Raw genomic sequence first — 12,410 nt, forward strand, 5'->3', positions numbered from 1 at the left:
TAAGAAAAAAAGCGGGTGAAACCAAACAATGGAATACAATGAATTTAAAGAGATTGTGCTGGGACGGCGAAGCGTCCGGAAGTTTACAGAACAGCCCGTTAGCGCGGAGCAAGTGAAAGAACTGATTGACTGCGCCAGATACGCGCCAAGCGATACCAACTCACAAACATGGGAATTTATCGCGATTTTAGATAAACAAAAGATTCAAGAAATTTCCGATATGACATGGGAAGAATTGCATAAAATTGCGAATGAAGCACAAAAACGAGGGCTGCAGAAGGAAGGTCGCTTGCTTACAAGATCGTTCGGGCCATACGCCACCGCATTTACCGGTGCGCCTGCACTCATTGTTTGCTTGGCTACGCCTTATACTTCCAAGTTCCGAGACAAAATTTTTGAGCCGCTTGGAATGATCTCATCCTCCGTATGGGAAGAAGAAGGAATTAAAAGCAGTTGCCTTGCGGCGCAGAATCTCATGCTTGCCGCTCACGCGATGGGAATGGCAACTTGCCCAATGACAGGCCCTGTATTGCTAGCTCAAGAGCGGTTGCGTGACTATTTACAAATCGGGTCAGAAAAACAAATTAACATGGTTATCGCGCTTGGATATCCGGCCGAAACTCCGGCGAAATTGCCGCGCAAACCAGTGGAAGAGATTTTACATATTATATGAACAAGCAACGGCAGAAAAGCCGCTTCGCGGCTTCCTGTCGTTTTTCTGTTTTTAGTGTTCGCCCTTGCTCTATACAATAAAACAGGAGGCTTTTTCTCATGGGCGTTTCTTCCCATAATACCATTCTGCTTTTTGACGGAGTATGCAATCTCTGCAATCAGGCGGTAAAGTTTATCATTCCACGCGATCCGCAGAGAAACTTTCGTTTCGCTTCCTTACAATCGAATACAGGCCAGCGCTTACTGCAACAATACGGTCTGCCTAGCGATACACTCAACAGTGTCATACTGCTAGACAATGGCAAAGCATATACCAAATCATCCGCAGCGCTCCGTGTGGCACGTAAACTAGGCGGAATTTGGTCCCTGTTGTATGTATTCATCATGGTTCCCCGTCCGCTTCGAGATATAATATATAATTGGGTTGCTCGCAATCGCTATCGCTGGTTTGGAAAGCGAGAAACATGTATGCTACCGCCCCCGGACATAGGCGAGCGCTTTCTGAAATAAAAGTTAAAGCATGAGAAGAAGCCCCGAATTTGTTCCGGGGCTTCCGTTTTCCATGTATGATTATTCGTCTCCACCGTCAAACATATCACCGAAGAAGTCACCGAAACCGCCTCCGTCGTCCCCGCCGTCAAACGCGCTTTCGATTGCGTCTCCCCCTCCTACACCGTCCATCACTTCATCCATAATCTCAGACAAAATCATACCGCCAAGCAAACCGGCAGCAAAGCCGCCCATCGCCCCGGCAAAGCCACCATGACGGTGGTGATGATGGTCATGTTCCATCATTGAGCGTTGATGGAGATACGCGTGCGGATTGTCTACCATTTCTTCCATCACACCGCGCAAATAGTCTGCCACACTTGCAGGATCAGCAAGCAGCTCGTTGGAAAGCGCAACTTCGTGTTTGATTTCCACCTCATGTCCAAAGGAAGGCAGATCCAATTCAAGCAACAGGCGGATTTGCTCCTCTTCGATAGCAGCGATAAACTCTACTTCTTTTACCCTGTCCCGCAAAAATGTGGTCGGGAAAAACTCAAACTCCTGTGCGTAGCCGTTGAACTTGCGGGAATCATGTTTTTCGCGAAAGCCTAACTGCTCAAAAGCAGCAATAATGTTTTGGAAGCGCTGCGGCGGATTAACGCGAATGTAGTCGCGGTCCTGATTGTCTACCCCCGCTGCAATATCGAGATTGGTCACAAAATAATATGCTACCGTATGGCTTGAAATCAGCAGATCTTTCGGCAATTCATACCGAAACGGAAACACCTTTCTTTCTTCCGCCCCAATATTAAAATTGCAGGCAAACGGAATGGTAGCAATAGCCTGCCTGTATTCGTTTTGCTTCGTGCGAATGGCCATCATAAACTGAACGTCGATTTTTTTTATGTATTGTTCGACGGCACCACCCTGAATCACAAGCTCTCCTTCGACTGTATCGCCAAGTATAAACTCGCTATTGCGAAGTACCAGATCTACTCTGGCCGACCCGAATCCCAGCTTCGCCATCATCTTTTTGAACATCTCAACGACTCCCTTCCTTACCGAATGATTCTAACTATCCTGAGATTTTATGCAAAAAATACCTGGCTATAATTGTTATCCGTTATACAGCATAACCTTATTCTTCTATCCGTGTATGCTATACGTGGCAACATTATAAAAGTTTCAGCTATTTTTCCACTTTGCGATCCGGAAATGCTTCCTTAATGTTCTTCCATACGCCGCGCTCCGCTTCCCGCGCTTCCGTTTGCCATTCGCGGATCTGGTCGACGTATTTTACATTCGGCGGAAACGTCGCCAGGCGCGCCAGACCACTTCTAACAAGCGTACCATTGAAAAATTCCCCTTTACCGTCTTTCACATCAAGATATACATAACGCAGCCACCGTCCGTACCGATCCGTGGACTGGACATCTTTTTCAAGCCAAACTTCCTTGCCTTCTAGACGCCTCGTCGTATATTGCTTTGCTTCTTCTCCGAGATATCCTTTCGGCCGGTTTGGTGCTTTCGATTCCGGCGTATCAACAAGAATCAACCGTATCTTCCGTTCTTTTCCCTTCACATTTACCACAAATGTGTCTCCATCCACGACTCTAACCACTTTTGCCTTCTGCAGTTGCTGCTCGTTAACATTTACGACTGCCTTTGTTTCTTGAAAACTGTCCTGGGAACCTGTGCTACAGGCAGCAAGTATCCATACGCAAATAAACCATATGATAGACAAGCTCGCCTTTCTTCCCATGTCTCATCCACTCCACTTCATTTTTGTTCTAGATATGTTTTCCAGATAGAAAAAACTCGCGGACAAATGCTTCGCAAGTTTTTCCTAATCATCAAGATAAAAACCAGCCTATCGACATAGACTGGTTTTTATCTTAGTCATATTTTCTATTTTACAACACGACGGGCAGTTACATAATACTTTTTATACCAAGAACTGTTCAAACTGCTGATCGTAACATTATATTTCGTGTTGGCCATATGCAGAATTTTTCCACTCCCGATATATATACCAACATGAGTAATATCCCATTTGTTTTTCTTAGTGCTAAAAAATACTAAATCTCCTTTTTTTAGCTGGTTTTTTGGAACGTATGAGCCAAGCTTTACCTGTTTGTCATCATCCAGCGTATTTATGTTAATTCCGTTCTTTTTGAATATATAATAAATAAAACCGGAACAATCCATATATTTTCCAGGCACATAGGCATGTCTGTACTTTGCTTTGCCAATCAGGCCTTTGCCAGTATTGATAATATTGTCAATCACACGACTTTCGTTACTGATATTCAAAGTACTTCCGTATTTTGCAGAAATATCTGCAGCTTCTGCCTGCATGGGTGCAGCCATTCCCCCAAGCAAAATTCCTGCTGTTAATAGACTTGCTGTTACTGCTTTGAAATTTTTTTTCATGATTCCCTCTCTTATCTGCCGACGAGGTTAGCTGACGGGTTCGGTCGAAAGACGCCCGACCGCGCATGCGCGGTTTCACCCCAAATCATTGGTTCCCCCGTTCCAACGTGTATCAAAATTGGATTAGGCATATGTTTTGTTTCATGTATACCATAACGTACATAGAATACGATTTCATTATAATAAATGTGGATATGAAGCCTCTTTTTGTAATTAATTTCATATACTTACATCATATATAGACGGTCAGATAAGCCTTTCAATAGGCGAACTCAAACCAATAAAAAAACAAATAGACGGCCCGATTCTGAGCCGTCTGTTCGCTTTCTTTATTTGATTTTATGTTGAGTGACTACAGAAGGAGAGTCTGTAATGGTGTTTCTAACTGCCTATCCAGTATAATTGCAATAATAAGAATAACAAAAAAAATACTGGCTAATTTCATGTAGTTTTTCGGATCTCTGTTTCGCATAACGGAAACAATTGCTAACGTCCCAAATAAAATGAGTCCCGCAAACCCTATAAGTTCCATTAACGCCCACATAAAAATGAAGCCTCCTTTATATGTTCAACCACTTCATCCTGAGAAGCTCCGCATATTCATTAAGATAAGAGTAACATAAGTTCCTGAAAAGACAAAAAGAAAGAAGCATCAAGTATATCATGGCAAAAACAAAAGAAGGTTATCCAGTCTAAAACAGTAGGAACAACCCTATTGTGTATATCTTACTGCTAAATGTCAGCCATACGAAAAACCCCTGCACAGGGGTTTTTCGCTAACCAAATTATCCATTCAAATCATCTGCTCAGACAATTGCTGCTCTCCCTCTTTTTCTTCCCCAAAATGCACAGTCCAGGTAATCACTTTTCCGGCAACAATAACCGCCAGAATCGTATAAAAAAGTTTATCTAAAGGCAAAAAGAATGAAGATAAACCTAATACGATTAAGTCTAAAATGAGAAACACGGTTCCTATCGATATACCGGTACCTTTACTGATAAAAAGACAGAGCAAATCCTCTCCACCCGTTGTTCCGCCATAGCGCAGGACAAGTCCGGCACCATAACCGGTGATAATCCCCGAAAGAACGGAAGCCAGCACCATCATATGGCTAAAATCAAAAATCAACGGTGAATACAATTCGCACAACTCATAAAATAAGGAAAAAGCAAACGTGCCTAGAGCCGTCTTTAAGATAAACTGCGGACTTTTTTTGAAAAGAATCAGGATGAAAAACGGGAGATCAAATAGAAGTATTGTGATTGCAGGTGAAAAGTCAAATACGTACTTAAGCAGAAGAGAAAGACCGACAAAACCACCTTCTAATAAATTGTTTTGGAAATTAATGTGGTAATAGCCAAAAGCCAAAATAAACGTTCCTAACAAAATCATCAAAACCGAGCGAATACTTTGTTTCCTCATATAAGAAGCCTCTTTCCGTAGTAGTGTAATAACAACTAACTACGGCAGAGGTTCTATACGATTGTTTTGTTCGCATAATCTCCCATCCGTAGTTAGTTGTTTTGACCTATGTTCATAACAACCTGACTACGGCGCTAAATATATGAGAGATCAAACCGCTTCCATATCTGCCTGGCAGGCAACATGGTTTCGAACCCTTTCTTTATAAATTTATTTTGATAATTTGATTATATCATATTTATACAAATCATGGCTAATAAAAATAACCAGGTTCTGTTACCAAGATACAAATCATAAAAAGTGTTAAAAAGAGCTGTACCATCTATTCGGTACAGCTTTTTTATCGTATTTTCCCTTGCTTAAGGAATAACACCCGATTTCCAAGCTTCTTCGCCTCTTCTTCATCGTGTGTAACAAGCAGCACGGGAATCCTCCACATACGATGTAATTCCAGAAGCTCATTCTGACATTGCAAACGCGTGTCCTTATCCAGCGCGGAAAAAGGTTCATCCAGAAGCAACAACTCTGGCTCTGTCGCCAGCGCCCGTGCCAGCGCTGTCCGTTGTTTTTCTCCACCGGAAATTTGATGAGGATATTTGGGCAAAAGATGTGAAATCTTAAGGACATCCAACAATTTCTCGATTAAAGCGCGCTTCTTATGATCACGTTTATTTCTTACTCCATACAAAATATTTTTCTCCACGGTCATATGCGGAAAAAGGGCATAATCCTGGAACAAATACCCGATCCGTCGCGCTCTTGTAGGTAACGGCTTGGCCTTTCCGTCAAAAAACACCAAACCATTGAGCTGAATCAGCCCGGCATCAGGCTGAACAATTCCAGCGATGCTATTTAAAATCGTGGTTTTTCCAGAGCCGGAAGGACCGAATAAAATAATAATTTCATCTTCAGCTTCAAATTGAACATCCAGAAGAAAGTGCGGTAACTTTTTGCATATCTCAACGCTTAACATCTTTCATTCACCCTCTTTGCTTTCGGCGAAACGGCGCAGATTCCTGCGGCTCCACCAATTGAGCCACATCATCGTACTAAATCCGAGCGCCACAATCACGATCACCCAATACGTAGCTTTCTCTATTTGCCCTGCTTCTACCGCAAAATAGATCGCCAGCGGAATGGTGTCCGTTTTTCCCGGAATATATCCGGCAAGCATGAGCGTCGCTCCAAATTCTCCAAGCCCGCGAGCAAAAGCAAGCACCAATCCTGCCAATATTCCGGGCCATGCCAGAGGAAACGAAACCGTCCAAAACACTCGCCATTCCGATGCCCCCATCGTGCGCGCGGCTTGTTCCAGTTTTTTATCCAAAGATTGAAAAGCGGCGGCAGAAGACTGATACATCAAAGGGAAAGAAACGACCACAGAAGCAATCACCGCCCCGATCCATGTAAACACAATTTGTACATCGAACCATTCCAACAGCCAGCGACCTACCCATCCGTTCTTTCCAAATAAGATAAGAAGCCCGAATCCGACAACGGTGGGCGGCAGGACAAGCGGTAACAGGAATAGTGATTCGATCACACTTTTTCCTGGAAAATTCTTACGAGCAAGCACAAACGCAATCAATACTCCGGTTATAAAGACGATAAGCGTAGATATCCCGGCCACTTTTAAAGACAAAAACAGCGGCCCCATTGTCATGTCAGCCATAAAGTATCAACCTTGTTTATTTAAATCCATATTTTTCTAATATTTCTTTGCCTTTTTTACTCGCCAGATATTTCAAAAATGCTTTAGCCTGGTCAGCATGTTGCGTGTTCGCCGTTACCGCGCCAGGATAGACAATCGGCTTGTGCCATTCCGATTTGGCGATAGCCAGCAATTTCACTTTTTTGGAAATTCTAGCATCGCTTGCATACACCACTCCAACATCTGCATTACCCGATTCTACATACGTAAGCACTTGACGTACATCTTTTCCTAATACAAGCTTGTCCTGTAACTTGTTCCACAATCCAATCTTTTCCAATGTTTCTTTTGTATATCTTCCCGCCGGAACACTCTCTGGCTCCCCAACAGCCAGTTGTTTTATGTGTTCAGGTGACAATTTGTCAAATGAATCAATATGTAAAGAACTGTCCTTTGGTGCCACTAACACAAGCTCATTCGCGGCAAAATCGACACGCGTATCTGCTGCAATCAAGTTTTTATCCTGTAATGTATCCATATCTTTTTTGCTGGCGGATAAAAAAGCATCGATCGGGGCTCCCTGTTCAATTTGCTTGGCAAGCCTGCCTGAGCTTCCAAACGTATATGTTACAATAGTATTGGGATTTTCCTTCTCAAAAGCGGCTTTTATTTCCTTTAGGGCATCTGTCAAACTCGCCGCCGCAGAAATAGTAAGTTCAACTTTTTCAGCAGGTGCGGACAACTCTTCGCTCTTGGAAGATGAGCCACTGTTCGTGCACCCTGCTAAAACAAACAATAATAATACTAACAACAACGATAAAACCTGCTTCAATATACGCCTCTCCTTTATTTTATTTTTATATAAATCACGTTTGATCTATCGACATTCTCTCGTGATTGAAGGAGAGAGAAAATAAGTCGAAATATCAAAAGCGATATATCCAATTATATCTAATTATAAATAAATATAAATAGTTATAAATAATAGGGTTGAATTTAAGTTACAAAATTGGATGGTGGAAACATGAGTAATATCTCTTATACAACCGAAGAAATCGCTAATATCCTAAAAGTATCCAAATTAACTGTATACGATCTGATTAAAAAGGGGGAAATTCGGGCCTATCGCGTCGGAAGGCAAATGCGTGTCGATGCTCAAGATCTGGAAACCTATAAAGCAAAGGCAAAAGGCGAAATCTATCCCCCGCCCCATTCGTCCCAACCGACTTCTTCTCTCGTTTCCGAAAAAAATACTGCTTTGCACTCTCCATCGCCCAGTCGCCCGATCATCATTAGCGGTCAGGATTTAAGCCTTGATATACTCGTAAAGCATTTAGAAAAACGTTCTTCCCTGTATCGTCCCTTGCGTTCGTACACAGGTAGCCTGAACGGTCTTATTTCCATGTATAAGGGAGAGGCGGATATTGTCAGCACCCACCTGTGGGACGGAGATACGGGAGAGTATAATATTCCGTACATCAAAAAAATTCTGGTCGGCCACCGCTTTCTCGTAGTAAACCTCGTGTCACGTTGGGCTGGATTTTACGTAAAAAAGGGGAATCCGAAACAAATTCAAACCTGGGAAGATTTAACCAGGCCGACAATAAAAATTGTCAACCGTGAAAAAGGGTCAGGTATTCGCGTGCTGCTTGACGAACAATTGCGGCTCCGTCAAATCATCGGCCAGAACATTAAGGGGTATACAGTGGAAGAATCTAGCCATTTAGGGGTTGCAGGAGCTATCGCCAACGGCGACGCCGACGTGGGAATCGGCAGTGAAAAAGCGGCTTCTATTGTAGGGGTGGACTTCGTTCCGCTAATTAAAGAACGTTATGACCTTGTCATTTTAAAAACTCCAGAAAACGAACCGTTCATCGAAATACTATGTGATACTTTACATTCTCCTTCGTTTAAAAATGACATGAAAGCAATCGGAGGGTATGAGCTATCGGAAACAGGAAAAATCATATACGAAACAATATAAATACACAGTTATGAAATAAAGGAGAGAGAAAAGCAGCGTATCTTTTTTCGGACTGAACTCTTTTCTTCTCTCCTATCCAAAGATATTTCATTAAACACTTAATAGAGCTTGTTTATAACTACTTCGCAAGATTAGCAAACAAATCATCTACCACGCGGTTAGCTGCCTGATAGCCCAGACCACTTAACCATGTCTCATCGGACACCCGGTATACTTTATTTTCTTTTACTGCTTTGAATTGTTTCCATGTAGGATTGGACATAATTTTGCTTGTTAAAAGATTTTCTTCGTCACGTGTAAACCAGAAGATAGCATCCCCCTCCATGTCCGCAACGCGTTCTTCGTTAAGCTTTACGCTGAATTCATTTTTATCCTGTGCGGCAGGGCGCGGAAGACCGGCATCTTGAATAATGCTGCCGCTAAAATTATCTCTTAAATAAACAGTGACATTATCTTTGCGTGGGCGCAAAATAGAGACATGAGTTTTTGTGAGACGATCACCCATCTTTACTTTGAACTCTTCAATACGGTTATTGTAATCATTCAACAATTTTTCTGCCTCTTTCGTTTTACCTAACGCTTCCGCCTGCAACTTAAGATTTTCTTTCCATGTAGCCCCCAATGTCTCAACAAACACAGTTGGAGCAATTTGACTTAGCTTCTCATAAATCGCTTCGTGCGTATCTTTTGAACCTAGAATCAAATCAGGTTGCAAAGCAGCGATCGTCTCCAAGTTCGGCTGATTAATGGTTCCCACCTTTTCGATTCCTTCTACTCCTTTGAGATACGACGGGAACGGATGATCCGCGAACACCGTAGCCGCCCCCACAGGCTTTACTCCCAATGCCAACACATTGTCCAACGCGCCATTATCAAGCGTAACGACCCGTTCTGGTTTCTTCGTCAATTTGGTTTCTCCCATAGCATGCTTAATCACCTGCTCAGAAGAGCCGGAAGATTCAGCTTTTTCTGGAGCTGATGCTGTCTGACCGCCGCATGCCGTCATCAATAGTACAATGGCTATCAGCCAAATACATAAAAAATAATATGAACGCTTTTTCCTTGCCATTTACAGGTTCCTCCCTTAAAATAAGAATTGTCAAATTTATAATTGATATAAATTATCATTTTCAGTTAAAGGGTATACTATTTTGTCTTTTTCTGTCAATCCAAATTTTACATGGAGGGTATTGTGAGCTTGTTTGCCCGTATATTTCCCGGTTTTCGGTTTACCTTTTTTCTTCTTCTGCTGCTTGTTTGCTTTTTCGCAAGCATCGTATACGGAACAAAGCCGATTTCCTATCCGACTATTTATTCGTCCTTTGTTGCCTTCAACAATGACTCCGAAGATCATGTAATTATTCAAGCTGTGCGCTTACCCCGCGCGCTCATCGCTCTGGCGGTCGGCGCCTGTCTGGGCGTAAGCGGAGCGATCATGCAAGCATTAACAAGAAATCCGCTGGCTTCTCCCGAACTGCTAGGCATGAATCACGGCGCAGCGTTGGGAGTGGTGAGCAGCCTTCTTTTTTTTCCTGCTTCTTCAACACTAAACCATATTTGGTTTGCTTTTCTAGGGGCAGGCCTTGCAGCATGCCTGGTCTATATCTTCAGCACCATCGGCAAAAATGGTATGACACCGGTAAAGCTTACACTTGCTGGCGCATCTTTAACCACTCTGCTTGTCTCGATCACACAGGCTCTTTTAATTTTAAGCGAGCGCTCCTTTGACGAGATGCGTTTCTGGCTGGCAGGTTCGGTGTCCGGGCGCAGTATCGAGCTATTTTTAGATATTCTTCCTTTTATGCTTTTCGGGCTTATTATTGCTTTATTTATCGCAAAAAAAATCGAAGTGCTCGTTTTTGGCGAAGAGATCGCTACCGGCCTGGGCCAGAGAACGGCATGGGTTAAAGTCACAGCTATGTTTGCTGTCGTGTTGCTGGCTGGCAGCGCTGTTTCCATCGCGGGCCCGATTAGCTTTATCGGCTTGGCGGTTCCTCACCTAGCGCGTTCGTTGGCAGGGGCGAATTTCCGCTGGATTTTCATCTATTCGGCAGTATTGGGCGCGACATTGCTGCTGCTGGCTGACACCGCCGCGCGATTCGTTATTTATCCGCAGGATCTCCCTGTCGGAATTATGACAGCTATACTCGGAGCACCCTTTTTTATTTATATCGTCCGAAAAAAGGATTGGAAGCTATGAACCGTACGACAAATTTTCATTTTTTAAGAACCGCATTCTTCCCCATAATAAGCAGTCGGTATTTGCTTGTTTTGCTCGTTCTGCTTCTATGCAACCTGGTGGTTGCTTGGATTACGATTGGGATCGGCGAGTTCCGTATCCCGTTTGCGGATGTGATAAAAACGCTGGCAGGATACGGCGAAAAAAAATATGAATTTGTCATCTACACACTGCGCCTGCCCCGTACGCTGGTTGCTTTTCTTGTGGGAATAGGACTTGCTGTTTCTGGAACCATTCTTCAGGCATTAACCCGGAATCCGCTGGCTTCTCCCAGCGTGATCGGACTTAATGCTGGAGCTGGACTAGGAGCGTCCATTATGATTATCCTCTTTCCTGCTGTGTCTATCTTTTTCGTCCCATTCGCTGCCTTTGCCGGCGCTTTCATTGCCGGAGCGCTTGTCTACCTTCTCGCTTGGAAAAATGGAGACTCACCGCTGCGTCTTGTACTTATCGGGATCGGAATTGCCGCCATCGCCCAAGCATTTATCTTGCTGATCCAGACCCACGGCAAGATTCAATTGGTAACGAAAGCAACCATCTGGCTGGTCGGCAGCGTGTACGCGCGGGGATGGGAACATGTTTGGTCCTTATTCCCTTGGATTTTCCTTCTCTTCTGTGTGACGTTTGGCCTCGCGCGCCACTTGGATATCCTTCAGCTCGGCGACGACATTGCCCGTGGGGTGGGAAGCAGAGTGGAGTGGCAGCGGGGATGGCTATTGCTTATAAGCATTGCTCTTGCAGGGGCATCTGTTGCCGCTGCCGGTGTTATTAGCTTCGTTGGGCTTATGGCGCCCCATATTTCCCGTCGTCTCGTTGGCTCATCACATAGGGTTCTCCTAATTACAGCAGCGTTAGTTGGCGGACTGCTCGTTATGCTATCCGATTTGATCGGCAAAACTCTGTTCGCGCCGATTGAAATTCCTTGCGGGATTGTCACTGCCATCATCGGCGTCCCCTACTTAATATACTTGTTGATTCGGGAGCAAAAATAGCATTCTGCTCTAGATATTGGAAAATGTTCCTCTTCTTCCTAGGCTTTCGTTCATTTTCTACAAAGAAGCATGATCTGTCTGCATCGCTTCGACAAAAGCAGCGGCCGCAAAACATCTGGCAACTCAAAGATAGAGATGATTGCGGCCGCTTTCTTGCTTTTGCCTTCAGCGCTACGTAGAAGAAAATCAAAAGGCATATGTTTATCCTACGTGAACCTCTCTCCAATAAATTGGAGAGCTTCTCGCTTCATCGAGCCGACTATTGTCGCACTCTCCACGAAGGCTAGTTCCTAGCCTAGCGTGTCTTACGACACGTTTTGTAGTTGTTGTACTGCCCGTTTGAGAATGTTTTTGGCGGCATTTACATCACGGTCACATTCAAATCCACAAGAAGGGCAATGATGTGTCCGTACAGCCAATGTTTTCTTTACGATTTCATCACAGCTTGAGCATTGTTGACTTGTGTTTCGTGGATCAACCAGAACAACACGCTTACCAGCACTTTCAGCCTTGTAAGTGGTGAACTG

At 43.8% G+C, this 12,410-nt stretch carries 15 protein-coding genes and 1 riboswitch; of the genes, 5 read left to right on the forward strand and 10 right to left on the reverse strand.

What is annotated here, in order from left to right:
• Positions 1-28: 28 nt before the first annotated feature.
• Together BLR88_RS13050 and BLR88_RS13055 are read left to right on the forward strand one after the other, a co-directional pair.
• A complete protein-coding gene (locus BLR88_RS13050) occupies positions 29-673 on the forward strand; it encodes a nitroreductase family protein (protein ID WP_057897607.1) in 645 nt (214 codons plus the stop codon).
• 98 nt (positions 674-771) lie between these two features.
• The gene (locus BLR88_RS13055; RefSeq protein WP_091260877.1) at positions 772-1,182 is read left to right on the forward strand and encodes a thiol-disulfide oxidoreductase DCC family protein; all 411 of its coding nucleotides are present in this window, start codon (positions 772-774) and stop codon (positions 1,180-1,182) included.
• A 60-nt stretch (positions 1,183-1,242) separates the two neighbouring features.
• On the opposite strand, the gene BLR88_RS13060 is transcribed toward BLR88_RS13055, so the two are convergent.
• From BLR88_RS13060 to modA, 8 genes are all read right to left on the reverse strand, one after another.
• Complete coding sequence (locus BLR88_RS13060; RefSeq protein ID WP_057897605.1) at positions 1,243-2,202, reverse strand: sporulation protein; 960 nt, start codon at positions 2,200-2,202, stop codon at positions 1,243-1,245.
• A gap of 148 nt (positions 2,203-2,350) precedes the next feature.
• The gene (locus BLR88_RS13065) at positions 2,351-2,923 is read right to left on the reverse strand and encodes a thermonuclease family protein (RefSeq protein WP_057897604.1); all 573 of its coding nucleotides are present in this window, start codon (positions 2,921-2,923) and stop codon (positions 2,351-2,353) included.
• A 146-nt stretch (positions 2,924-3,069) separates the two neighbouring features.
• A complete protein-coding gene (locus tag BLR88_RS13070; RefSeq protein ID WP_057897603.1) occupies positions 3,070-3,594 on the reverse strand; it encodes a C40 family peptidase in 525 nt (174 codons plus the stop codon).
• Between the two features lies 1 nt (position 3,595).
• A riboswitch (cyclic di-AMP (ydaO/yuaA leader) is annotated at positions 3,596-3,734 on the reverse strand.
• Between the two features lie 212 nt (positions 3,735-3,946).
• Complete coding sequence (locus BLR88_RS13075) at positions 3,947-4,138, reverse strand: hypothetical protein (protein WP_091260879.1); 192 nt, start codon at positions 4,136-4,138, stop codon at positions 3,947-3,949.
• 249 nt (positions 4,139-4,387) lie between these two features.
• Positions 4,388-5,017: a YitT family protein gene (locus tag BLR88_RS13080; protein ID WP_057897602.1), complete on the reverse strand. Its 630-nt coding sequence runs from the start codon at positions 5,015-5,017 to the stop codon at positions 4,388-4,390.
• A 340-nt stretch (positions 5,018-5,357) separates the two neighbouring features.
• A complete protein-coding gene (locus BLR88_RS13085) occupies positions 5,358-5,990 on the reverse strand; it encodes an ATP-binding cassette domain-containing protein (protein ID WP_091260880.1) in 633 nt (210 codons plus the stop codon).
• A 3-nt stretch (positions 5,991-5,993) separates the two neighbouring features.
• Complete coding sequence (gene modB / locus BLR88_RS13090) at positions 5,994-6,689, reverse strand: molybdate ABC transporter permease subunit (protein WP_057897600.1); 696 nt, start codon at positions 6,687-6,689, stop codon at positions 5,994-5,996.
• Between the two features lie 16 nt (positions 6,690-6,705).
• A complete protein-coding gene (gene modA, locus BLR88_RS13095) occupies positions 6,706-7,503 on the reverse strand; it encodes a molybdate ABC transporter substrate-binding protein (RefSeq protein ID WP_091260882.1) in 798 nt (265 codons plus the stop codon).
• A gap of 189 nt (positions 7,504-7,692) precedes the next feature.
• Between modA and BLR88_RS13100 the strand changes: the two genes are divergently transcribed.
• The gene (locus BLR88_RS13100) at positions 7,693-8,652 is read left to right on the forward strand and encodes a substrate-binding domain-containing protein (protein WP_091260884.1); all 960 of its coding nucleotides are present in this window, start codon (positions 7,693-7,695) and stop codon (positions 8,650-8,652) included.
• A gap of 118 nt (positions 8,653-8,770) precedes the next feature.
• On the opposite strand, the gene BLR88_RS13105 is transcribed toward BLR88_RS13100, so the two are convergent.
• A complete protein-coding gene (locus BLR88_RS13105) occupies positions 8,771-9,721 on the reverse strand; it encodes an ABC transporter substrate-binding protein (protein WP_057897597.1) in 951 nt (316 codons plus the stop codon).
• Positions 9,722-9,844: 123 nt separating this feature from the next.
• Between BLR88_RS13105 and BLR88_RS13110 the strand changes: the two genes are divergently transcribed.
• Together BLR88_RS13110 and BLR88_RS13115 are read left to right on the forward strand one after the other, a co-directional pair.
• Positions 9,845-10,852: a FecCD family ABC transporter permease gene (locus BLR88_RS13110; RefSeq protein WP_236781952.1), complete on the forward strand. Its 1,008-nt coding sequence runs from the start codon at positions 9,845-9,847 to the stop codon at positions 10,850-10,852.
• Positions 10,849-11,883, forward strand: a complete 1,035-nt coding sequence (locus BLR88_RS13115; RefSeq protein ID WP_057897595.1) for a FecCD family ABC transporter permease — start codon at positions 10,849-10,851, stop codon at positions 11,881-11,883. Before BLR88_RS13110 ends, BLR88_RS13115 begins: the two co-directional genes overlap by 4 nt.
• A 305-nt stretch (positions 11,884-12,188) precedes the next feature.
• On the opposite strand, the gene BLR88_RS13120 is transcribed toward BLR88_RS13115, so the two are convergent.
• Positions 12,189-12,410: zinc ribbon domain-containing protein (locus BLR88_RS13120; RefSeq protein ID WP_139184978.1), on the reverse strand; the 222-nt coding region annotated here is incomplete at its 5' end.

Origin of the sequence: Aneurinibacillus thermoaerophilus (assembly GCF_900099925.1) — a bacterium.
Classification (GTDB): domain Bacteria; phylum Bacillota; class Bacilli; order Aneurinibacillales; family Aneurinibacillaceae; genus Aneurinibacillus; species Aneurinibacillus thermoaerophilus.

What these genes read in the sequence shown, in the direction of transcription:
- BLR88_RS13050 (WP_057897607.1), top strand. Translation starts at nt 29, where the DNA reads ATGGAATACAATGAATTTAAAGAGATTGTGCTGGGACGGCGAAGCGTC.
- BLR88_RS13055 (WP_091260877.1), top strand. Translation starts at nt 772, where the DNA reads ATGGGCGTTTCTTCCCATAATACCATTCTGCTTTTTGACGGAGTATGC.
- BLR88_RS13060 (WP_057897605.1), bottom strand. Translation starts at nt 2,202, where the DNA reads ATGTTCAAAAAGATGATGGCGAAGCTGGGATTCGGGTCGGCCAGAGTA.
- BLR88_RS13065 (WP_057897604.1), bottom strand. Translation starts at nt 2,923, where the DNA reads ATGGGAAGAAAGGCGAGCTTGTCTATCATATGGTTTATTTGCGTATGG.
- BLR88_RS13070 (WP_057897603.1), bottom strand. Translation starts at nt 3,594, where the DNA reads ATGAAAAAAAATTTCAAAGCAGTAACAGCAAGTCTATTAACAGCAGGA.
- BLR88_RS13075 (WP_091260879.1), bottom strand. Translation starts at nt 4,138, where the DNA reads ATGTGGGCGTTAATGGAACTTATAGGGTTTGCGGGACTCATTTTATTT.
- BLR88_RS13080 (WP_057897602.1), bottom strand. Translation starts at nt 5,017, where the DNA reads ATGAGGAAACAAAGTATTCGCTCGGTTTTGATGATTTTGTTAGGAACG.
- BLR88_RS13085 (WP_091260880.1), bottom strand. Translation starts at nt 5,990, where the DNA reads ATGTTAAGCGTTGAGATATGCAAAAAGTTACCGCACTTTCTTCTGGAT.
- modB (WP_057897600.1), bottom strand. Translation starts at nt 6,689, where the DNA reads ATGGCTGACATGACAATGGGGCCGCTGTTTTTGTCTTTAAAAGTGGCC.
- BLR88_RS13100 (WP_091260884.1), top strand. Translation starts at nt 7,693, where the DNA reads ATGAGTAATATCTCTTATACAACCGAAGAAATCGCTAATATCCTAAAA.
- BLR88_RS13105 (WP_057897597.1), bottom strand. Translation starts at nt 9,721, where the DNA reads ATGGCAAGGAAAAAGCGTTCATATTATTTTTTATGTATTTGGCTGATA.
- BLR88_RS13115 (WP_057897595.1), top strand. Translation starts at nt 10,849, where the DNA reads ATGAACCGTACGACAAATTTTCATTTTTTAAGAACCGCATTCTTCCCC.